Source organism: Steroidobacter sp. (genome assembly GCF_036402275.1).
In the GTDB taxonomy this organism is placed as follows: Bacteria; Pseudomonadota; Gammaproteobacteria; order Steroidobacterales; family Steroidobacteraceae; genus Steroidobacter.
Genome location: NZ_DASWTF010000040.1, coordinates 49922 through 70547, shown reverse-complemented (window position 1 = coordinate 70547; position 20626 = coordinate 49922). Strand labels below are relative to the sequence as shown.

Below are 20626 nucleotides of genomic sequence, written 5' to 3'. Positions count from 1 at the left end.
AATCGAGTCATCCGGTTCCCGGCACTAGCAATGCCTGGCTGACACCGCCATCCAAAGTGAGAATGTTGCCGGTAACGTAGTCCGCGAGATCGGACACGAGGAAGAGCAGTGCCTTGGCGATGTCCTGGGGAGTCGCCACCCGGCGCAGCGGGTTGTTTGCTGCGACCCGCTCCCAGGTTTCCGCGGGCAGCATTTCCAGCAGACGCGGCGTCGATGTGTAGCCGGGGACGACCGCGTTCACGCGCACGCCAGCCGGACCAAACTCCAGTGCTGCGCATCGAACCAGTTGAAGCAGCGCGGCCTTGGCGATGCCATAGAAGCTGAGATCCGGCATCGCGGCCATGCCGGCGAGCGATCCGATGAAGCTGAGGCTGCCGCCACCGCGACGGGCCAACAGCGGTGCAGCGATCTGCACCGTCAGCATCGCGTGACGTAGAACCACGTCGAATTGCCGATCGATGGCCGCGTCGTCAAGCGCATCGATGCGCGCCAGCTTTGCTATTCCTACGATATCGATGACTCCGGCAAAGCGCTCCCCAAAGCGGCCCGATATCGATTCGAACAATGCGGCCATCTCTGCGCGACGTGTGACATCAGCGACATACGCGACACCGCCAACAGCGGCCGCGATCGATTCCGCATGCTCGGACACGCGATCGACGCAAACAATTTCTGCGCCGGCGCCCGCGAGCGCCACGCAGGTGGCGTCGCCAATCCCGCCTCCACCAGCGCCCAGCACGACATAAACGCGGTCATCGAGCCGTGCCGCCGCCAGGTGATCCTTGAGCGATGGCTGCGACATCACGCGCGCCCGCCGTCAGCGAGAAATGCACTCACTAGTTCTTGCAGTTCGCTCGAGGCCAGCACATCGGTGTGCTCGCGATTCGGAATGACAATTGCTTGGGCGCGCGGCAATGTTGACGCCACTACTCTGGGATGGCCCACGAGCCCATCGCCCTCGCCGCAGACGACCAGCACGGGCTTGTCGATCGATCGCAGATCATCGGGCCGCGGAACCGGCCTCGGAGAAGACAGGCAGGCAATGAGTGCCTCATTCTTGTTACCGACCGACAGCAGCGTATTCACGGTTCGAACCACGGCGGGCGGCAAATCTGCCGGATCTGCTCCTTGCAACGCTGCGATGAGCGCAGTCGGTTGAACGTGCTCGAACAGATTGGCGCCCACGCTGACACCGATCAGCGAATCCAGTCGCTCCGGATACTTCAATGCGATATCGAACGCGGTACGAGCTCCCATCGAATGGCCAATGAAGTGCGCGCGCTGGATGTCCAAATGATCAAGAAGATTGATCACGTCTCTCGTCATCACCTCGGCGGCGTATTCCGACGCGACGATCGGCTTGTCGCTCAGGCCGTGACCCCGACTGTCGAGCGCGATCGCCCTGAAGCCTCGAGCGCTGAGTAGCTCCAGCCATCCGTTGGCGACCCAACACAAGTGGGCGCTCATACCGAATCCATGCAGCATGACGACCGGAAAGCCGTTGCCTCGTTCCTGATAGTTGAGCTTCAGTTGTCCACTCGTGAAACCTGGCATGGCTCGATCAACCTTCGGTGATTGGCGCGAGTCGGTCTCTGAGCGACTTTTTCAGGACCTTTTCCATGAGACCGCGAGGCAGCCGGTCGATGAGATGAACGTCCCGGACGACCTTGAACTGGGCAAGGTTTTGCCTGCAATACTCGATGATGCTTCGAGCGACGGCGTCCGAGGACGGATCCTTCGGCACGACAAAGGCCACCGGCACCTCGTCCAACATGTAGTGCGGCTGCCCGACCACGGCGCATTCCTCGACCAGTCCCGATTGCAGAATGACGCCTTCGATCTCGGAAGCGGCAACGTTTTCATTGCCTACTCTCAGCATGTCTTTGTCGCGATCGCCGAATAGCAGGCAGCCGCTCTCGGACACCATGACGATGTCGCCGGTATCGAACCATCCTTCGGCATCGAACGCTGCGGCGGTGGCAGCAGGGTCGCCGTAATATTCCTTGAAGAGAGAGACGCCGCGCACACCTCGGATGTACAGCCGCCCTCGCTCGCCGGGACTTGCGTCCGCCCCGTCTTCCGTGAGTATGCGAATGGAATATTCCGGCGCGGCACGTCCCATCGACAGCTCGGGACCGGAGTGATGAAAATCGGTGACGATGCCCTGCGTGACCGTCTCCGTCATCCCCCACCAGCCAATCGTTCTGATGCCGAAGCGCGCCGTCACGCTCGGCAGATGCGATGACAGGCCCCAGAAGCGATAATGGTTGTCAGGCACCGCGTACTGCTCGAGCGCCTTGACCGTGAACGGAATCGTCGATAGCCAGGTCACCCGATGCCGGATGGAAACATCCCAGAATCGGGACGCCGAGAATTTCGGCTGCAACACCAACGTGGCGCCACACCACAACGTCGTCAGCATCGAGTATGCCTGGGCGTTGGTGTGGAACAACGGCAGGAACACCAGCGCGATGTCATCATGCTGAAGACGCATATGCGCCGCCGACACCATCCCGCCCCAAATTCCATTCGCGTGCGTCCAGAGCACGGCCTTGGGTCGCGACGTGGTCCCCGAGGTGAACTGTATCGAGAGATTCGCAAACGGATCCACGTCGCGCTCGGCCAAGTCATCGTCGGAACTCAACAGTTCCGCGAACGCGAGCGCACCAGGAGTTGATGGCATCTCTGCCGGAGCGCCAGCATCGTTGTCGCTCACGACGACGAAGTCGAGGCTTGGACAGGCTCGATGAACCAACTCCAGGAAGGCAGGCTGCGTGATCGCGCAGACAGCCCTGGTATGGTTCGCGAAATAAGTGAGATCTCTGGCGACCGAGCGCGTATTGGTCGAGACAACCACGGCTCCCAACATCGCGCACGCGAACCAGCTGATCAGAAACTCCGGGCAGTTATCCATATGCAGCAGAACGAAGTCGCCCTGCCTGACGCCACGGCGTTTGAGCCCTGCAGCGAACGCTCTCGCAGCGGCGCGAACATCAGAGTAGCTCCATGTCGAGCACTCGCCGACAAACGGCTCCCAGAGGATGAAAGGCTTGTCGGGCGTTTTCTCGGCCCATTGATCGAGCAGCCAGGGAATATCCATGCCCAGCATGGCCTGGCGCTGCGAATGATCGAGCTTCTGTTGCAGGGACTCGCTCATCGAGAGTGCTCAAGCCGGCGCCGTGCAATGAAGCGAATCGGTGAGCCGCGCGACCACGGCATCGATCTCGGAGACCGAGTCGGCGACCCCGACCAGGTATCGATCCGGGCGGACGAGCATGACTGCGCCGCCGAGCTTCGTGAGTGCGTCGTGCACCGCCGGACTGTCGTCGGGCACAAGCACCGTCGCCAGTCTCTCGAGAGCGGCGGCGGTCTTGGCCGAGAGGCCAGCGATCAAAGCGGGGTCACCCACCAAAGCGAAGTTGTAGCCAACTCGATAATCCAGCAGGCGACCATCGGCGAGCAGCGGTTGAGGAGCAAGCGTTCCACCCGCCCTGCCCGGGCTGGCATACACGCCGGGTCCAAGCGGCGGCCTGGCTTGCGCGTAGTCATGCCTTGGCATTGCGGCCAGCTCTTCCGGCGTGGCGTTCGCCATCCACTTTAGATTGTTCCCTACTTCGCCGGCGATTTTGACCAAGGTGTAAGAGTGCGGCCGACGCTCCGACCCATAAGTGTCGAGCAGCGCTTCGGAGGATTCACCGTGAACCACGCGCGCCAGTTTCCATGCCAGATTCAGCGCGTCGCGAATTGCGGAGCAGACACCTTGCCCGAGGAACGGCGGCATGAGATGAGCCGCATCGCCGGCGATGAGCACACGCCCCTTGCGCCAGGTTTTGGCGACCAGGGAATGAAAATGGTAGACGTCCGCGCGCAGCACGTCGTAGTCGCCCGGCTTGAACCACTTGCTGATGAAAGCCTCGATGGATTGCCTGCTCTTGACATCGGATTCAGTCAGTCCCTCTTTCATGGAGAACTCGAAGCGTTGCATGTTTTTGGGCATGGGGACGAAAGTGATCGTCTCTTCGGGAGTGACTTTGGTCCAGCAGTCGCGCGACAGATTCTTCGCCACGCCATCGTGGACGCGGATATCGACAATCATCCAGCGTTGGCTCGGCGCGAGGGATTCCATCTCCATGGCGGCTTGCTTGCGGACGAACGACCTTGCGCCATCGGCGCCCACCACATAGCGCGCCGCTACTTGTTGAGTCTGTTCGCTCGACCGCCGCAAATCCCGGTACGTGATCAGAACGTCCTGCTGACGTTGTGCCAACTGGGTGACTTCGCAGTGAAGTTTGGCCGTGATCCCGGCCCTCGACGCCTTGGCGCGCAGATAGTGCTCGACATCGGGTTGGAAGAACCAATAGTCACTCAGCCAGCCTTGGTCGGTCGGCTTGGGATCGACCTGGGTAAATCCCCAGACTCGTTGGTCGAGAGCGTTGTAGATGCCGTAGTCGGCGGACGTAGTAAAGGTCGGCGCCAGATCATCCGCCGCGCCGAGTGTCTGAAAGGTTCGCAGTGTCTCGTCATCCATGTGCGCGGCTCTGGGAATCTCCAGGACGCCTGCCTCTTTGTCGAAGACGATGACGCTCAACCCGCGTGCCAGCAACAGGTTGACGAGCACGGCCGAGCAAGCTCCGTAGCCCACCACTGCTACGTCGTATCCTTGAGTCATCTGCATTTCGTTATCTCGCCAAAGGTTTTGGAAATCGGCGGCGACCAGATCGATAGAATGTCGTCTTCGATCGAGGCGAGGCCCGGCACGTGGTCGTCGTTGACCATGTCGCCGTCCACGCAATGCTCGACCTTGTTGCCGAACGGATCGCGCCAGTAATCGAAGATCTCGCTGCCCATGATGTGTCGGCCGACGCCCCATTCGTGATGGTGGCCGGCCCGCTCGAGATGTTCATGACCGAGCATCAGGTCATCCCAATCGAGCGTCACGAACGCGCTGTGATCGATCGCGCTCGTGGGCGATTTCATCAGTGCCACGGTGTGGTGATCGGTATGGACCCGGCCAAGCCCACAGTGCAGGAACACGACGATGTGCGAGCTTGGGTCGCCCGCGTAGATGCGATCCGAAACCTTCATGCCGAGCAGGTTCTGATAGAAGCTGCTGGCGGCCTCGAAATTTGGACCTGCGAGCACGGCATGTTCCATGCGAGCCACGTGCGAGGGTCCTCGAACCGGCCTTTGCAACTCGCCACGGCGTGGAGCGGTAACGGAATCATTTATTACCAGCGGCGCGCGCACAGGGACGGGCTCCAACGTCCGCTGGCCATGGACGATGTCCACTCTCATATCGTTGGGATCCCTGAGGATGGCTCTTACTCCACCGCCTGGCTCGCTGGACTCCTCCACTCGCACCTTGGCTGCGGCAGCGATCTCTTCCAGATCCTCGCGACTCTCCACGCGCAAACCGAGCCCCAGCCCGCGAGGCTCGTCGCCGAGTTCGGTGATGTGGATGTGATGATCCGCGCCGGTGCCACGCATATAAAGAGCCGACGATGTCCGGCCGGATCGGCTGAGACCGAAATCGATCAGGAATCGCTCCATTCGATCCAGATCCGGTGCTTGATAACGGACGTACGCTATTCCGGTCACGCGCCCCATTGTTACTTCTCCTTCGCAGCTCGCAGCGACGAGCGCGCCTTTGGCCGTTTCCCGAAACTGCTCAGGATCGCTGCATCAACGTCTGTCAGGCTCACTGGCGATCGATTTTCACCTTCCGCGTCGACCACGGGATTTCGCAGCGTGCCGATGCCAGTGATCTCTACTTCGCAGACATCGCCGTGCTGTAGCATCAGCGGGGGTTGCCTCAGCACGCCGACACCCTCGCCGGAGCCCGTGACGATCACGTCGCCGGGCTGCAGCTCGGTGAACTGCGAGATGTAGCTGATCAACTGCTCGAACGAGAACAACAGATCGCTGTACGGCATGTTCTGAACGATGGTGCCGTTGATCCGCGTCGTCAGGCGCAGTGCTTCGATCGGGCCGACTTCATCAGGCGTGACCAACCACGGACCGAAAGCGCCCGACCGCGGAAAATTCTTGCCCGCCGTGAATAGCGGCGAATGCATCTGATAGTCCCGTAACGAGCCGTCGTTGAAACATGAATATCCGGCGACATAGCTCAAGGCTTGGTGCGGCGGTACAAATCTTCCGTACCTGCCGATGACGATCGCAATCTCACCTTCGTAATCGAACAACGGAGTACCGTTTGGCTTTTCCAGAGGCTGCTCGTGTCCGACCTGAGCGCGAGCGGTGCGCATGAACAACCACGGACGCTGCGGCTTGGTGCTGAAGATGCCGAGCGCCTCCTCGACCTCCTCGAAATGGGACTGGGTGTTCAGACCGACACAAAAGATCGCGCCCGGGTTCGGAATGACGGGCAGGAATTGGACGTCACCCATTCGATAGTCGACGCGTTGAGGCGCCTCCTGCAGCAGACTCAAGCCCTGTTCGAGCAGCGACTTGAGGTCAGCGACTCCGTGCAGTCTCGACGCGAGATCGACGATTCCCTGGTCACGGACCAGACCAAAGCTGCTTCGACCCTCGATACGATAGCTGGCGAGTTTCATGAGATGACCGTGGGTTGTTGCCGTGGGGTCACGCGAGGCGATAGATCGTGACTACCGCCGCTCCAGGCACGCCGATGTTGTGTTGAAGCGCCACTTTTGCATCGTCGACCTGCCGCGGACCGGCGTTGTGGCGCAGCTGATTGCAGAGCTCATAACATTGGGCGATGCCGGTCGCTCCCAGCGGGTGCCCCTTGGACATGAGGCCGCCGGAAGGATTGACGACGAATTTGCCGCCATAGGTGTTATCGCCCGCCTCGACCATGCGCAGCGCGCCTCCCTCTTCGCAGAGGCCGAGCGCTTCGTAGTTCACGACCTCGTTGGGCGTGAAACAATCATGCAGCTCGACGACCTGAATATCTTCGGGGCCCACGCCGGCCTGTTCGAAGGCTTGCTGGGCGGCTCGACGTGTGGCATCGGCGCCGACGAGATCGATGGGATTGTTCCAGGCGAGCGCCGTGTCCGTCGCCATCGCCTGACCGATGATCTCCACGGTTCCCGCGATTCCATGACGCGCGGCGAAGTCCTTGCTACAAACGATCGCAGCCGCGGCCCCACAAGAGGGTGGGCAACACATGAGCCGCGTCATGTAATCCAGGTAGACAACCTTCGCCTGGAGCACTTCATCCACGGTCAAGGGCGTATTCAGAATGGCCATCGGGTTGTTGATGGCATGGCTTCTGGTTTTGACGGCGACCTTGGCAAAGATGTCCGCGTCGACGCCATACTTTTTCATGTAGTAGTCGCCGGCTGCGCCGAATAGTCGCAGTCCGATCGGCGCCTCTGGATATCCCATTGGCCCCAAGGCGTCGGCGTAGTGTCCGGAGGGATATTCCCGGTCGGGCCAATGCGTCACCAGTGCGCCGGGCTGCATCTCTTCATAGCCGAACGCCAGAGCACATTCGACGACTCCCGCTTCCACCGCCTGGCGCGCAAGAAACAAAGCGGTCGAGCCGGATGAGCAGTTGTTGCTGACGTTGAAGATGGGAATGCCGCTCATGAAATTGTCATAGAGCGCGTGCTGGGCGCCGCCGGAGTCGCCGTAAACATAGGCCCCATACGCTTGTTGAATCAGCTTCGCGTCGATGCCCGCCTCCTTGAGGGCGCCCTGAATCGCCCTCGACGCCATCACTCGGAAAGGTTGCTGCGTTCCGGGCTTGACGAACTTGGTCATGTCGACGCCGGCGATGACAGTACTGGGCATGACAACGATCCTGAGCGGTTGCAATGTTTGTTTGTGTCAGTCTGCCTCGATGTCGATGGGACGCACAGCCGTGTGCAGTTCGCTTTTAGACACTCATCGTCCGGTGCTCGGGCAAAAAAAAGCAGCGTGCGAAGCGCACGCTGCCGCGCAGACTCATCGGTTCTCTAACGGATGCCGAACATATCAAGCCAACCCGAGAAGCTCGACGGCAGTGCCGCCGGCAATCTTCGCTCGATCGACGTCCGACACTCGCACCTGGTCGAGAAAATCGATCGGGTCGAGGGTCGCAGCGGGATAATCGCCCCCGAGCAAAACTCGATCGGCACCCACGCGCTCGATGAGAATTTCCAGCGTCCGAGGATCGTACACGCAGCTGTCGTAATAGAAGTCGCTCAGATACTCGCTGGGTTTCTTGGTCAGGTTCTTCGCGGTGAACGGTTTGTCGGTCACGTTGCGATCGAGCCGGCCCATGTAGTGAGGCATGTAGCCGCCGCCGTGCGCCATCACCAGCTTCAAGCGCGGAAACCGGTCGATCACGCCCTCGTAGATGAGCGAAGACATGACCTTGACCTCTTCGATCGACTGGCCGATCGAATTCCATAGCGCGTAATTCTGAAACCACATGTCCGGCGTTCCTTCCGGATGCATGAACACGATGAGGTTGCGGTCCTCGATCGTCGCGAACAGATCGGTGAAGCGCGCATGTCCCAGGTAGTCACCCCGATAATTGCTCGGCAGATTGATCACCTCGAGGCCCGCCGACACGGCCTCCTCCACTCCGGCGAGCGCCATGCGCATATCTCCGAGCGGCAGCACAGCGGAGCCGATGAAACGGCCGGGATACGCATCGACCCAACGAGCGCACTCCTCGTTCACGATGGCCGTCATCCGTCGTTCTTCATCGGGCGACGCCCAGGCGCGGCTCTGCATCACGTCTGCGGACGTGAGCACGTTCGCGTCGATTCCGCGTTGGTCCATGTCCTGGATTTGCAGCTCCGGATTGAACATCCGCTGCATCACCGGCATATCGAGCGGCCAGCTGACCCGGCCGAAGCAACTCGATACGCTGTGCGGCTGACAGGCGTTGAACACGTCGAGCTGCAGAAAATGAGTGTGGAAATCGATGCACTTCGAGCAGAAGCACCGGAGCCTGTTCGCAGTCTCAACCGACATGAGGTTCACTCCTTCGTGTCACGAGCATTTTCAAAGTCTTCAGCAGCAGTTTCGCGGACAGGAGTCGCCAATGTCTGTTCTCTCGGCCCGATCAATACTTGTATGCGACCGTGATCCCGTACGACCGTCCCGGAGCGGCCACCAGGATGTCGGCTTGAGATTGCGTCTGCAGAGTTACCGCATAGAGCTCATCGGTCAGGTTCTTGCCCCACGCCGAGAGGCTCAGGCCATTCAGCAGGTCCCATTTCACGGACGCGTTCAGAGTATCGTAGGCCGGCTGCTTCAAACGATTGTCCGGTTCCGCGAACCAGCCATCGCTGTGAAAGTAGTGAGCGGAGGCCGTGATCTCCCCCTTCATGAGCGGGATCACATAGTCCGCGCCCACGTCGAGCGTCCAATCGGGCGTCGAGGGAAGTTTGTTGCCCGTCGCGATTCCCTGAGTGATCGCGTTGCCACCCGCCGGCAGCGGCGTGCTGACCTGCGCATTGGTGTAGGTGCCCAGCCGATCGTGGATGTATGAGACGCCTGCTGTCAGCGTCAGGCGATCGACAGGCTTCACAGTAATGTCGGCATCCAGACCATAGATCCCGGCCTGGGCCGCGTTGCGAATCGTCACCTGCCCGCCGAAATAACTCACCAGTTGGATGTTGCTGTAATCGTAGTAGTAGCCGGATGCGTTGATACGCACGCGCCGGTCGAACGAATCGGACTTGATGCCGATCTCGTACGCGTCGAGCGATTCGGGCGCGAAAGGCACCAGCGCCGGAAAGTAGATGCCGGTATTGAAGCCGCCGCTCTTGAAGCCACGGTTATAGGACGCGTACACCAGCGTATCCGGATTCAGGTTGTGATCCAACGCGATGCGCCACGTCGGACGGCTCGCGGTGATCTTGTCGTGCAGCGGCGGCTGGGTGATCAGCGTGTTCGTCGCCTTCATGAACAGCGTGCCGCTGGTGTCCTGGTAACGGTCTTCGGAGGTGTAGCGCAGACCGAGAGTGAGCGACGTGTCGCTCACAAATTCGTAGGTAGCCTGTCCATAGATCGCCGGCGACCGCGCGCGCGTGTAGGACTGAAAGTCCTGGGTGGCGGGCGGCAGGTCGATGACCACCCGGTCGTAGCCGCCCTTGTATCTGAAATAGTAACCGCCGATCTGCCAGGAAAACGGGCCCGGCGCAGTCGATACCAGCTGAATCTCCTGACTGAACTGGTGATCCTTGCCGATATCGAGTGCGTCGATGATCTTCTGCGGCAGGCCCTCCACGTCGAACTCGAGGTGCGAGCGAGAGTAGCGATACGCACTGATGCCGATCAGGTCGAAGGCGTCGAAATGATGGACGACTTCGAGGCTGCCGCCATATTGGCGGTTCTTGAAGAAGGGCTGGACATTCGAGTTCACGTCATGGGGACCACCCGTGAACGGCACACCCGTCGATGGCAACGAACCATACAGCGGCCGTCGATCGAGGCCGGTATCGCGAGTCCCGTAGTCGCCGCTGAGTTTCACCGTCGTGTCATCGCCGAGATCCCATTTCAGCTTGGAACGAACGTTGACGTTCTTGGACTTGTTCACGTCCTGGCCGTTGAACAGATTCTTGCCGAAGCCATCCATCTGGTCGTCGTAGTAAACCGCGAGATCCGCGGCAACCTGATCCGTCAGACCGCCGGTCACATAGAGCGATCCACCCCGAGTGTTTCGGTTGCCGTAACTTGCGCTCACCTCTGCGCCAAAGTCCTGCTCGGGATCTCGGGTGGTGACTTGAATGAGTCCACCGGTCGCGTTACGGCCGAACAGCGTTCCCTGCGGCCCCTTCAGGACGGCAATCTGCTCGATGTTGTTGAGGGAGAAGATCGTGCCGTACGGCGCGACGTAGTAGACACCATCGACATAGGTCGCAACGGCGTTTTCGTTCCCGCCTTGAGCAGCGCTCGAGCCAACGCCACGGATGCGTGGCGCCGCCGAGCCGCCGGCCTGGACGAACGTCAACCCGGGCGTCGTTGCGACGATGTCGAAGGTGCTCGCCAGTCCTTTAGATGCCAGAGCTTCCCCGCTCAGCGCCGTCACCGCGATGGGCACGTCTTGCAGCCGTTCGGAACGCCTCTGCGCCGTGACGACTACGTCCTCGAGAACGCCGTGGAGTTCGCCCTCACCACTCGCCGAGGAACTCGGGCTCGAAGTATCGGCGGCGCTTGCTTCCGGTGGCGTCACGGTTTGCGCGTGAGCGAGGTCCGCTCCGGCAACGGCTGACGTCATGACGGTCGCAAGAAACCAGAGACGATGATTTCTCGAATGCATTGCATGCCCCCCTTGCATTCTTCGGTTCTTGGCCCGTGACGGGCCTTGGATGTGGAGGACATTCTAGGGAGCCATCGGCGTCTGAATAGCGCTTGGAAGTTCGCTTTTCGACACCTATCGTCCGCCGCCGCTAGTGAAAGACCGATCCGCCGTCCGCGACGAGGACCTGGCCAGTGACGAATCCAGAATCCGGCCCGGCCAGGAAGTAGATGGCGTTGGCGACGTCGGCCGGCGCCGAGTCGCGCTTGATCAACCTCGTTGCCCGAGCAACCGACGCAAAGCGCTCGATCATCTCGGGCGACGCCGCCATGCTGTCGGTGACTGTGAAGCCTGGAGAAACTGCGTTCACAAGTACGTTGTCGGCGGCAAACTCGCTCGCCAGCGACCGCGTGACCGAGATCATCGCGCCTTTGCTCGCCACGTAATGCAATAGTCCTGGCGTGCCTTTGTAAGCGACGCCCGACGTAAGATTGATGATCCGGCCCGCCTTCGCTTTGCGCATGTGGGGCGAGACGGCCGCGCACATACGAACCGCCCCAACGACGTTGACGTCAAAAACTTGATGCCATTGATCGGAGGCAATCGACTCGAATGGCGCTGGCTTCAGCACGCTGGCAATGCCGGCGTTGTTGACGAGGATATCGATGCGGCCGAACCGGCCCATGGCCGACTCCACCAATCGTCCGACACTTCTCTCATCAGTGACGTTGACGTCGCAAGCGAACGCCGTGTGTCCGATCTCTGCCAGTCGGCGTGCGGCCTCCTCCTGCCCCTTTATATCGGCCATCACGACGGCAGCGCCCGCTTCGGCGAGACGCCGCGCCGTTGCAAAACCAATGGAGCCGCTTGCGCCGGTGACGATCGCGCACTGTCCTTCAAGCGTAGTCATTTACAAACCTCTAGGAATTGGCCTCGCCAGGACGTATTGTTCCAAGGTACCGGTCTTTCGACACGATGCATCCGAACAGCGTCCATGGACGTCTTGAGCGATATCTTTTCATCCATCCGAATCGACGGCTCTGTGCTCGCGGAAATCCGCTGCGGCGGAGATTGGGGAATCGACATGGAATCCGGCCACGGGATTCCTTTTTACTACGTGATCGAAGGCCAATGCTGGCTGCTGGGCGAGGCCAGGCCCGTCCAGCTCTCCAAGGGAGACCTGGTGGTGGCAATGCATTGGCCGCGTCACGCTTTGGCATCTTTCCCGGACAGTCCGCTGCAAACCGCCCGCGATCTCATCGCGTCGAATGGATCCGAATTCTGGACGGGCGGCACGCTGGGTCGGCCCAACATCCTGCGAGCAGGCAACGCGGAGCCGGACGTAACCATCCTCTCGGGCGTTTTCTCTCTCAAGGGTCGAGGCGCCGCGATCCTGATCGATCAGTTGCCCGCCATGATGCATCTGAGTGTCGAGGAACAGAACCTCGCCCCACAGCTGAAGATGGCCCTGGATTTCATCCATCACGAAAGCCAGGCCACCCGCCCCGGCTACGTCGCCGTGGCGACTCGTCTGATGGATCTGCTGTTCATTCAAGTCCTGCGCTCCGCGATCACACAGCCGAGTGTTCCCATCGGCCTGCTCGCGGGCCTCGCCGATCCACACGTCAGCCGCACACTGGCCGCCGTCCACGCTTCGCCCTCGACCGACTGGACCGTTGCGACCCTGGCCCGCGAAGCTTTCTTGTCTCGCACGACGTTCGCAGAGCGATTCAAGCAGATGGTTGGAATCACACCGATCCAGTATGTGGTTCGGTGGCGCATGACGATCGCGGAAGACTTGCTCGCGAGATCGGACTTGACGGTCGAACAGATCCGACTTCGATTGGGCTATGCGAGCAGTTTTGTTTTCGCGCGCGCTTTTCGAGCCCATAGCGGTCTTGCTCCGCGAGAGTATCGCCTTGCCTGCAGGCAGCGCGATGTCAGCAGCAAGGCCTGATGACACGGCACCGTCTATCGCGCTTGAAACGGCAGATCCTTCCTCGAGACGGTGAGCAGCAGGAGAATGGGAACCAACAATACCGCCAGCGCAGCGAACGATAGAGTTCGTATGCCCACGGAGGACACCAGCGCGGCCCCCAGGACCGCTGGGCCGATGGCCGCGCCGATGCTCGTCGCGGTCGTGATCAGTCCATAGATCGATCCGAACGACCTGATGCCAAAAGCGCGTGACACAATGTAAGCAGTGACCGCGTACTCAGCGCCCAAACCGAAACCCAGGAACGCGCCGGCCGCAAAGAGGGTCTTGGTGCTACCTCCCAAGATCATGATGACGAAGGCCAGCGTCGAAATGATGGAGATACAGAGGGTGACGTAGGGCGCGAAGAACCGATCCAGTGTCAGTCCCAACGACAACCGGCCGACGAACATGGCGATCCCGATTACGGACATGATCGATGCCGCCGCGCTTGGGTCGGCTCCCTGCATCCTGAGGATGACCGGAAAAATCACGGCGGTTCCGCCGAGCACCGCAGTCAGCAACATGAAGACAGCGCACAGCTTCCAGAAGCGCACCGTTCTCAAGGCTTCCCGCACGAGCAGGCCCGTGCGCCCAGCTGTCGCGCCTGAATCGCTGGTAGATCCTGCGCCAGGCGGGTCCTTCAGCATGAAAAGAGCAGCGAACAACACGACAGCCGCCGCGGATCCACCCATTGCGACATAGGCGTGGCGCCAGCCCAAATGAGCGATCAGAAACGCTGCGTATTGCGGCCAGCAAGCGATGCCTATCGATCCCGACGCGAACATGATGCTGAGAGCCATGCCGCGCCGAGTGTCAAACCATCCGGACAGCATGCGCGCATAGGGCACCGGCGATCCCGCGAAAAAAAGCAGGTACATCAGGATCGTCGCGGCCGCGAATCCGCCCGCACTCGTGGGCGCCATCCCTAGAATCGCGAAGCCGATGCCAATCGCGGGCGCGCCGATGAGGACGATCGCGCGCACTCCGAATTTGTCGCATGCCATGCCCGCCAGCGGCGCCACCACCGATGCCGCCAGCAACCCAGGACCGATCGTTGCCGCCAGCGCCGGACCCGACCACTTTGTCGCCGCTATGATCTCAGGAAGAAACACGCCGAAGGTGTAGTACGCCACCGAGGCACTGCCGCTGAAGATGCACAGGCTCGCACCCAGCAGAACCCACCACGCCTTCTCGTAGTCCGGGTGGCGCGCCACTACTCCGGAGGGTTCAGCGCTTTGCTCGCGGCCCCCGCTCCACTCGAGTTTTGCTTCCACTATTCCGGGCCCCGCCATGAAGACTGCCGGAGTTTCGCGTGCACACTCGAATATGAGAAGACGCTCAGCGTCCTTTTTTAGACACATCCCGTCCCCGGCGCGGGTAAGTGACTGCTCGCCTCCAAGCGGAATCGTGAAACTTCGTAGCCCAATGCCTCGAGGCGACTACGAAATTCCCGCCTCAATCAAGGCATGACCGTGATGAGATAATCGCCTCCGATCCGCATGAGGTGGGTGAAGGATGATGAACAATGGTGCGCGCGTCCGGCCGACGCTCACTGATCTGGCTGCATTCTCGGCAATCGCGGAACACCGCAGCTTTCGGAAGGCGGCCGACGAGCTGGGCGTCTCGCGCTCCTCGCTCAGCCATGCCATTGCCGCGCTCGAACACAGCCTGGGCACTCGACTCCTGCATCGTACGACCCGAAGTGTTGCCCCGACCGAAGCAGGAGAGCGTCTTCTCAGACGATTGAAGCCGGTGCTGCAGGACCTCGATCAGGCGATCGATGCGGTGGTCGACGATGGCGGGCATCCGAGCGGGGCATTACGAATCAATGGTGGCGAGGGGGCGATGCGCCTGCTCCTGAAGCAGATCGTTCCCCGTTTTCTCGAACGCTATCCGCAGGTCTCGCTGGATCTCGTCACCGATGGGAATCTCGTCGACATCATTGAACAAGGATTCGACGCCGGCATCCGGCTTGCCGAAGCCGTGCCGCAGGACATGATCGCGGTCCCGTTCGGGGACGATTTCCGCTTCCTGGCGGTTGCAGCTCCGTCCTACTTGGAAGTGGCAGGCCGGCCGAGTACTCCGGACGAGCTCCGGCAGCACCGCTGCATTCGCCAGCGCCTGCCGAGTGGAAGGTTTTATCGCTGGGAGTTCGAGAAGCACGGCCATGAAATCGTCATCGACGTGCCCGGCGCGCTAACCCTCAATCACACGATGCTGACGATCGAAGCCGCCGCCGATGGGCTGGGGATCGCGTACGTCCCTGAGACCGCAGCCCGCCCGTGGCTAACCGACGGCCGACTGGTTCCGCTACTGGAGGACTGGTCGCCCCGCGTCGGTGGGCTGCGGCTCTACTACTCTGGCCATCGTCACGTACCGGCAGCCCTTCGCGCGTTCATCAATGTGATGCAAGACGCGAGCTGAAGGCGATTGTCGCGATGAGGCTAATGACCTCATGTCTTGTCGAGCGTAATCGGCAACTCACGAACACGCACGCCCGCGGCGTTGTAAACGGCGTTAGCGATGGCCGCACCAACGCCAGTGATGCCAATTTCACCGATACCGCGGACTCCATGGGGACTCTGCGGATCAGGAATGTCGTTCCAGATGACGTCGATCGCCGGCACGTCCATATGCACCGGCACGTGATACTCCGCCAACGATGCATTCATGATGCGCCCAGTGCGCTCGTCGAACAGCGTTTCTTCCATGAGCGCGAGGCCGATGCCCATGACGATGCCGCCGCGCAGCTGGCTGGCCGCGGTCTTCGGGTTCACGATTCGCCCCACATCGAATGATCCCAGGAACCGCGACACGCGAATCTCGCCGGTAATTGCGTTCACGCGCACCTCGCAGAACTGGGCGCCGGTGGAGTGCATGGAATATTTCTGAGCTTCCACCGGTTCTGCAGAAGACGCTTCCGCGCTCACCTCCTGCCGCCCCGCGCGCTTCAGTATGGCCCGATAGCTTTCGAAGCGCCCGGGATCGCGTCTGGCGCACAGACCACGGTCGCGGGTCATCACCTCGCCCGGCTCGAGACCGGCAAGCGGCGACTGAGGCCCTGCCAACCGCAGCAGCTCTGCAAACAACGCCTCGGACGCCGCGACAACGGCCCCGATGATCGAGGCTGTCTGCGAGGAGCCGCCGGCCATTGTGCCCGCCGGCTGTGTCGAATCGCCGTATTCGAATTTCACTTCCTCGAGGGGCACTGCCAACAGGTCGGCTGCGAACTGCGCTTGCACGGTCGCCGTGCCCATGCCCATTTCGTGACTTGCCATCTGCACGATCGCGTGCCCCTCCGCATTCAACCGAATGCGCGCCGCGCCTCCTGGCTGACGATAATACGGATAGGTCGCCGTCGCGACGCCGTGCCCGATCAACCAGTCGCCTTCACGACGCGAGCGCGGCTCGAGATTGCGATCATGCCAGCCGAACTTCTCGGCGCCACGTCGATAGGCTTCGATCAGCCCGCGCTGCGAAAAAGGATGTCTGGACGTGGGGTCGACCTTGGGCTCGAGTCGACGACGCAGTTCGATGGGATCGAGCTGAAGCGCAACTGCCAGCTCATCGATGGCTGATTCGAGCGCGAAGGTGCCCACGGACTCGCCCGGCGCACGCATGAACGTGTTCGGCACCATATGAAGCGCGACGTATTCCTGAGCGATCTTGAAACGATCGGCCTGATACAGATGTCGCGCCGGAAACGTGAACTGTTCCGGGCAATAACTGTGGCTGGTCATGCCAGTCAGACCGGTATGAATCAGTGCAGCCAAGGCGCCGTCCTTCCTCGCGCCGAGCGCCACCCGTTGCTCGGTGAGCGTGCGTCCACCGATGGAGCGAAAGACACCTTCGCGCGAAAGCACCAAACGTACCGGGCGCTGCACCTCACGCGCCACCGCCGCCGCGAGCACTTGGTAGCTCCAGAGTCCCTTACCGCCAAATCCACCGCCGATGAACGGCGACTTCACCCTCACCTTGTCGGGCGGCAGGTCGAAGATCCTCTGCAGAGCGAGGGCCGACATGTTGATCATCTGCGTGGAATCGTGAACGACGAGCGTGCCTTCTTCCCAATGCACCGTGACCGCGTGCAACTCGATGGCATTGTGATTCTGACGCGGCGTGCGATAGACCCGATCGACTCTCACCTCGGCGCTCGCGAGCGCTGACTCGGCATCGCCGATTTCGATCTTCGGCGGCTCGCCCAAGATGTGCTCGTGGGCTTTGGCCCGGGCGCGGCTTTTGTCCAGAGACAAGACCGCGGGCTCGGTGTCGAACCGGGCTTGGATCAGTGAGGCCGCGTGCTCCGCCTGCTCCTGAGACTCCGCCACAACGATTGCAATTGGCTGGCCGTTCCAATGAACGTCGGCGCCTTGCATGATTGGCAGCCGCGAGACGGCCGCACCGCCCTCGGTGAAGATTGGCGGCGGATTCAGTTTCGGCGCATTCTCATGCGTCATGACAAACATGACGCCAGCCGCCTGGCGGGCGGCGCTCGTGTCGATGGAAACGATTCGTCCTTTTGCGATGCTGCTATAGGCGAGTGCCGCGTATGCGAGGCCGGGTAAGTCCACTTCGGCGGCAAAGCGGGCCTGCCCACGAACTTTGAGGGGACCGTCAACGCGCGCGATCGGTTGACCCACCACTCGCGGCATTTCGCTCTGCTGCTTTGGGTTACGGACTGCGCTCATGGGCGTGCCCCTTCCGCAAGCTCTTTCAGACAGGCAACGATCGTTCGCTGCGCGAGCTCGATCTTGAATGCGTTGCCATGACGCCCTTTCGCGTGCCTGAATTCCTCGGCGGCAGCGGCCTGGAAAACTGCCTCTTTCGCGCGCGCACCTTTGAGCGCCTCCTCCACCTTCCAAGCGCGCCACGGCTTATGAGCGACACCGCCAAGTGCCACCCGGACATCGCTGATGGTGCCATCCGCGTTCAGCTCCAATGCGGCCGCGACCGAAATCAACGCGAACGCGTAACTTGCTCGATCTCGCACTTTCCTGTACGTGGAGTGTCGGGCGAATCGCAATGGCGGGAGCGTCACGGCCGTGATCAATTCGCCAGGTTCCAGCTGCGTTTCAATGTGCGGAGTGTCGCCAGGCAATTGGTGAAACTCCGTGAGCTCGATGGCCCGCGATCCACGGCTGCCAGTGACGTGGACCACCGCATCGAGCGCGGCCAGCGCCACACACATGTCCGAGGGATGGGTTGCGATACAAGTCGGCGACGTCCCAAGCACGGCGTGATATCGATTGAATCCTTCGAGGGCGTCGCAGCCTCTGCCCGGATCTCGTTTGTTACAGCGAGACGAGTCGTCGTAGAAATACACGCAACGGGTGCGTTGAAGGATGTTGCCCGCCACCGTGGCCATATTGCGAATCTGGGCGGAAGCGCCTGCAAGCAGAGCGCGGGATAGCAGCGGATAGCGCTCGCGTATCAGCGCTGCGCAAGCAAGCGCAGTGTTCTTGGTGGCGGCGCCGATCAGAACGGAGCCATCGTCCTGCAGCTCGATTCGTTGTGAGAGTCCTGTAACGTCGATCAGCAGTTCCGGCTGTTCGATGCTTTCACGCATCAGATCGACGAGGTTGGTGCCGCCGCCAAGGAACCTTGCATGGGCGCGGGACGCGAGCTCCACGGCTTGAGAAACATCCGCGGCCCGCGAGTATTCGAAGGCGTTCATCGAGCTACCCCTGCTATGCGGTCGGCCGAGTACTCCTGGATCGCTTGCACGATCCCGTTGTACGCGCCACAACGGCAGATATTCCCGCTCATGCGCTCGCGAAGCTCGTCAGGCGTCAGTGAAATATCGGCCGCTTGTAAATTGTCAGTGACCACACTGGGTACGCCGGCCTGCAACTCGTTCAACAAACCGATCGCCGAGCACAGCTGGCCGGGCGTGCAATAACCACATTGGAAACCATCGTGTTCGATGAAGGCGCGTTGTAATGGATGCAAACTGTCGTTGCTCTCCAGGCCTTCTACGGTGGTAATTTCCTCGCCCTGATACTGGATCGCCAATGCCAGACAGGAATTGATGCGCACCCCATTCACCAAGATGGTGCAGGCCCCGCAAGCGCCTTGATTGCACCCCTTCTTCGAGCCCGTGAGCTGCAGGCGATCACGTAACAAATCCAGCAGAGTCGTGCGCACATCGACTTCTACGTCGTAACGCGTGCCGTTGATGTGGAACAGCATAGGACCTCCTGGCCTGCTCGCAGTCACCGGAAAACGCGGGGCGGAATCTCGATGCGTTTCCTGCCAACGCTATAAACGCCGCCGGGTTCCCATGAAATGTTCGTCACCGCGCGCGAGCGAACGACGCAGCGAAGGCGCGGCTTGCCCAATCCCGTGCCATGAACGGATGAGCCGCAAGGCTCGATTCCCTTCAGGTGCTGAGCCTGATGCCTGAGTTGCGATTACGCGTCTACGCCGAAACCACGAAATGGGGTCCGTAAATGGACCTCACTTCGTTGTCCACATTTGCAGAAGCTCGTCGAGCTGCTCGAACTGCTCAGGAAATCCACCTGTACTTTCGGAGGCGATAGCGGCGTCGAGCGCTTCCTTCGAGGGATAGAGGTCATGCACGACGACCCGTGTCTTGCCGCCTCTTTCTTCGAAGGTCACCGTGGTGATAGTGCCGTCCGGGCTCTCGTCATTGCTCCAGGAGAGGCGCGAATGGGGCGTCACCTCGAGGTACTTGCCGAAGAACGCTATGGGTTCGGGGTTCCCGGCGAACACCAGTCGGTACCCGCCGCCGACACGAACATCCATCTCGCAGGAAAGCAGGGTCAGGCCAACGGATTTCGGCACCCACCAACGCTTGAACAGCTCGGGCTGGGTCCACGCTTCGAATACGATGCGCGCCGGGCCATTGAAGGTTCGCGTGACCACTAGCGCACGCTCGGACTCCCGCTCAACCGTCGTGTAGTTCTTCATGGGGCTCACTTCCTCTTCCTGCGTTCAGGGGCCTTTTCCCGCCGTTTCAGTTCCTCAACAACCTTGTCCAACTCGTCGAACCGTGCAGCCCAGAGCTGGCGGTACCGCTCGATCCATGCCGCCTCCTCTTCTAGCTGGCGTGGCCCGAGCTTGCAGGTCCGCACGCGGCCGACCTTCTCCGTGGTGACGAGTCCCGCCTGCTCCAACACGCCGACATGTTTCTTCATGCCCGTAAGGGTCATATGGAACTTCTCGGCAAGCTCCGTAATCGAGGCGTCCGCACGCCCAAGCTGCTCCAGAACGCCGCGTCGTGTAACGTCCGAGAGCGCGGCGAATGAGGCATCGAAGCGGCTAGAGTTATACTGAACCATATGGCTCAGTATTTAGCACACGAGTTGGCGGGCACGCAAGGGCGTCGAGCGCGCGATCCCGAACGAGAGGTGCGGCAGACCTTCAGCGATTTCGGAAAGTGCCCCGCCACAGGGCTGACGCTGTCT

18 protein-coding genes are annotated in these 20626 nt (G+C 61.0%); 2 read left to right on the top strand and 16 right to left on the bottom strand.

Annotated features, from left to right (window positions below):
* Nucleotides 1-7: 7 nt before the first annotated feature.
* The 10 genes from VGD45_RS24980 to VGD45_RS24935 form a co-directional block, all read right to left on the bottom strand.
* Nucleotides 8-802, bottom strand: a complete 795-nt coding sequence (locus VGD45_RS24980; protein WP_331158096.1) for an SDR family oxidoreductase — start codon at nucleotides 800-802, stop codon at nucleotides 8-10.
* Nucleotides 802-1554: an alpha/beta hydrolase gene (locus VGD45_RS24975; RefSeq protein ID WP_331158095.1), complete on the bottom strand. Its 753-nt coding sequence runs from the start codon at nucleotides 1552-1554 to the stop codon at nucleotides 802-804. The genes VGD45_RS24980 and VGD45_RS24975 overlap by 1 nt, the downstream gene beginning before the upstream one ends.
* Before the next feature lie 7 nt (nucleotides 1555-1561).
* Complete coding sequence (locus VGD45_RS24970) at nucleotides 1562-3157, bottom strand: AMP-binding protein (protein ID WP_331158094.1); 1596 nt, start codon at nucleotides 3155-3157, stop codon at nucleotides 1562-1564.
* A 9-nt stretch (nucleotides 3158-3166) separates the two neighbouring features.
* Nucleotides 3167-4675 carry a bifunctional 3-(3-hydroxy-phenyl)propionate/3-hydroxycinnamic acid hydroxylase gene (locus VGD45_RS24965; protein WP_331158093.1) on the bottom strand — a complete coding sequence of 503 codons (1509 nt, stop codon included), beginning with the start codon at nucleotides 4673-4675 and terminating at the stop codon, nucleotides 3167-3169.
* Nucleotides 4666-5607, bottom strand: coding sequence for a VOC family protein (locus tag VGD45_RS24960; RefSeq protein ID WP_331158092.1), 942 nt, complete (start codon nucleotides 5605-5607; stop codon nucleotides 4666-4668). The genes VGD45_RS24965 and VGD45_RS24960 overlap by 10 nt, the downstream gene beginning before the upstream one ends.
* A gap of 2 nt (nucleotides 5608-5609) precedes the next feature.
* The gene (locus VGD45_RS24955; RefSeq protein ID WP_331158091.1) at nucleotides 5610-6575 is read right to left on the bottom strand and encodes a fumarylacetoacetate hydrolase family protein; all 966 of its coding nucleotides are present in this window, start codon (nucleotides 6573-6575) and stop codon (nucleotides 5610-5612) included.
* A gap of 28 nt (nucleotides 6576-6603) precedes the next feature.
* Complete coding sequence (locus VGD45_RS24950) at nucleotides 6604-7776, bottom strand: thiolase C-terminal domain-containing protein (protein ID WP_331158090.1); 1173 nt, start codon at nucleotides 7774-7776, stop codon at nucleotides 6604-6606.
* Nucleotides 7777-7959: 183 nt separating this feature from the next.
* Nucleotides 7960-8949, bottom strand: a complete 990-nt coding sequence (locus VGD45_RS24945) for an amidohydrolase family protein (RefSeq protein WP_331158089.1) — start codon at nucleotides 8947-8949, stop codon at nucleotides 7960-7962.
* Between the two features lie 91 nt (nucleotides 8950-9040).
* Nucleotides 9041-11200, bottom strand: coding sequence for a TonB-dependent receptor (locus tag VGD45_RS24940; RefSeq protein ID WP_331158088.1), 2160 nt, complete (start codon nucleotides 11198-11200; stop codon nucleotides 9041-9043).
* A 172-nt stretch (nucleotides 11201-11372) separates the two neighbouring features.
* Nucleotides 11373-12131: a glucose 1-dehydrogenase gene (locus tag VGD45_RS24935; RefSeq protein WP_331158087.1), complete on the bottom strand. Its 759-nt coding sequence runs from the start codon at nucleotides 12129-12131 to the stop codon at nucleotides 11373-11375.
* A gap of 84 nt (nucleotides 12132-12215) precedes the next feature.
* Between VGD45_RS24935 and VGD45_RS24930 the strand changes: the two genes are divergently transcribed.
* Nucleotides 12216-13178, top strand: a complete 963-nt coding sequence (locus VGD45_RS24930) for an AraC family transcriptional regulator (RefSeq protein ID WP_331158086.1) — start codon at nucleotides 12216-12218, stop codon at nucleotides 13176-13178.
* Nucleotides 13179-13192: 14 nt separating this feature from the next.
* Here VGD45_RS24930 and VGD45_RS24925 read toward each other — a convergent pair whose 3' ends face one another.
* A complete protein-coding gene (locus VGD45_RS24925; protein WP_331158085.1) occupies nucleotides 13193-14473 on the bottom strand; it encodes an MFS transporter in 1281 nt (426 codons plus the stop codon).
* Nucleotides 14474-14714: 241 nt separating this feature from the next.
* Between VGD45_RS24925 and VGD45_RS24920 the strand changes: the two genes are divergently transcribed.
* Nucleotides 14715-15623 (top strand): LysR family transcriptional regulator, encoded by a 909-nt coding sequence (locus VGD45_RS24920; RefSeq protein ID WP_331158084.1) that lies wholly within the window; start codon nucleotides 14715-14717, stop codon nucleotides 15621-15623.
* Nucleotides 15624-15652: 29 nt separating this feature from the next.
* On the opposite strand, the gene VGD45_RS24915 is transcribed toward VGD45_RS24920, so the two are convergent.
* The 5 genes from VGD45_RS24915 to VGD45_RS24895 all read right to left on the bottom strand — a co-directional run bounded on the left by VGD45_RS24915 (nucleotide 15653) and on the right by VGD45_RS24895 (nucleotide 20500).
* Nucleotides 15653-17887, bottom strand: a complete 2235-nt coding sequence (locus VGD45_RS24915; RefSeq protein ID WP_331158083.1) for a xanthine dehydrogenase family protein molybdopterin-binding subunit — start codon at nucleotides 17885-17887, stop codon at nucleotides 15653-15655.
* Complete coding sequence (locus VGD45_RS24910) at nucleotides 17884-18873, bottom strand: xanthine dehydrogenase family protein subunit M (protein WP_331158082.1); 990 nt, start codon at nucleotides 18871-18873, stop codon at nucleotides 17884-17886. The genes VGD45_RS24915 and VGD45_RS24910 overlap by 4 nt, the downstream gene beginning before the upstream one ends.
* Nucleotides 18870-19388 carry a 2Fe-2S iron-sulfur cluster-binding protein gene (locus VGD45_RS24905; protein ID WP_331158081.1) on the bottom strand — a complete coding sequence of 173 codons (519 nt, stop codon included), beginning with the start codon at nucleotides 19386-19388 and terminating at the stop codon, nucleotides 18870-18872. The genes VGD45_RS24910 and VGD45_RS24905 overlap by 4 nt, the downstream gene beginning before the upstream one ends.
* 267 nt (nucleotides 19389-19655) lie before the next feature.
* Entirely contained in the window at nucleotides 19656-20129 is a 474-nt protein-coding gene (locus VGD45_RS24900; RefSeq protein ID WP_331158080.1) for an SRPBCC family protein, read from the bottom strand.
* 5 nt (nucleotides 20130-20134) lie between these two features.
* Complete coding sequence (locus VGD45_RS24895; protein WP_331158079.1) at nucleotides 20135-20500, bottom strand: metalloregulator ArsR/SmtB family transcription factor; 366 nt, start codon at nucleotides 20498-20500, stop codon at nucleotides 20135-20137.
* Nucleotides 20501-20626: the final 126 nt, after the last annotated feature.

Bases quoted from the DNA above. Each gene is read 5' to 3' on its own strand.
- VGD45_RS24980 (WP_331158096.1), bottom strand. From the start codon at position 802: ATGTCGCAGCCATCGCTCAAGGATCACCTGGCGGCGGCACGGCTCGAT.
- VGD45_RS24975 (WP_331158095.1), bottom strand. From the start codon at position 1,554: ATGCCAGGTTTCACGAGTGGACAACTGAAGCTCAACTATCAGGAACGA.
- VGD45_RS24970 (WP_331158094.1), bottom strand. From the start codon at position 3,157: ATGAGCGAGTCCCTGCAACAGAAGCTCGATCATTCGCAGCGCCAGGCC.
- VGD45_RS24965 (WP_331158093.1), bottom strand. From the start codon at position 4,675: ATGCAGATGACTCAAGGATACGACGTAGCAGTGGTGGGCTACGGAGCT.
- VGD45_RS24960 (WP_331158092.1), bottom strand. From the start codon at position 5,607: ATGGGGCGCGTGACCGGAATAGCGTACGTCCGTTATCAAGCACCGGAT.
- VGD45_RS24955 (WP_331158091.1), bottom strand. From the start codon at position 6,575: ATGAAACTCGCCAGCTATCGTATCGAGGGTCGAAGCAGCTTTGGTCTG.
- VGD45_RS24950 (WP_331158090.1), bottom strand. From the start codon at position 7,776: ATGCCCAGTACTGTCATCGCCGGCGTCGACATGACCAAGTTCGTCAAG.
- VGD45_RS24945 (WP_331158089.1), bottom strand. From the start codon at position 8,949: ATGTCGGTTGAGACTGCGAACAGGCTCCGGTGCTTCTGCTCGAAGTGC.
- VGD45_RS24940 (WP_331158088.1), bottom strand. From the start codon at position 11,200: ATGACGTCAGCCGTTGCCGGAGCGGACCTCGCTCACGCGCAAACCGTG.
- VGD45_RS24935 (WP_331158087.1), bottom strand. From the start codon at position 12,131: ATGACTACGCTTGAAGGACAGTGCGCGATCGTCACCGGCGCAAGCGGC.
- VGD45_RS24930 (WP_331158086.1), top strand. From the start codon at position 12,216: ATGGACGTCTTGAGCGATATCTTTTCATCCATCCGAATCGACGGCTCT.
- VGD45_RS24920 (WP_331158084.1), top strand. From the start codon at position 14,715: ATGATGAACAATGGTGCGCGCGTCCGGCCGACGCTCACTGATCTGGCT.
- VGD45_RS24915 (WP_331158083.1), bottom strand. From the start codon at position 17,887: ATGAGCGCAGTCCGTAACCCAAAGCAGCAGAGCGAAATGCCGCGAGTG.
- VGD45_RS24910 (WP_331158082.1), bottom strand. From the start codon at position 18,873: ATGAACGCCTTCGAATACTCGCGGGCCGCGGATGTTTCTCAAGCCGTG.
- VGD45_RS24905 (WP_331158081.1), bottom strand. From the start codon at position 19,388: ATGCTGTTCCACATCAACGGCACGCGTTACGACGTAGAAGTCGATGTG.
- VGD45_RS24900 (WP_331158080.1), bottom strand. From the start codon at position 20,129: ATGAAGAACTACACGACGGTTGAGCGGGAGTCCGAGCGTGCGCTAGTG.
- VGD45_RS24895 (WP_331158079.1), bottom strand. From the start codon at position 20,500: ATGGTTCAGTATAACTCTAGCCGCTTCGATGCCTCATTCGCCGCGCTC.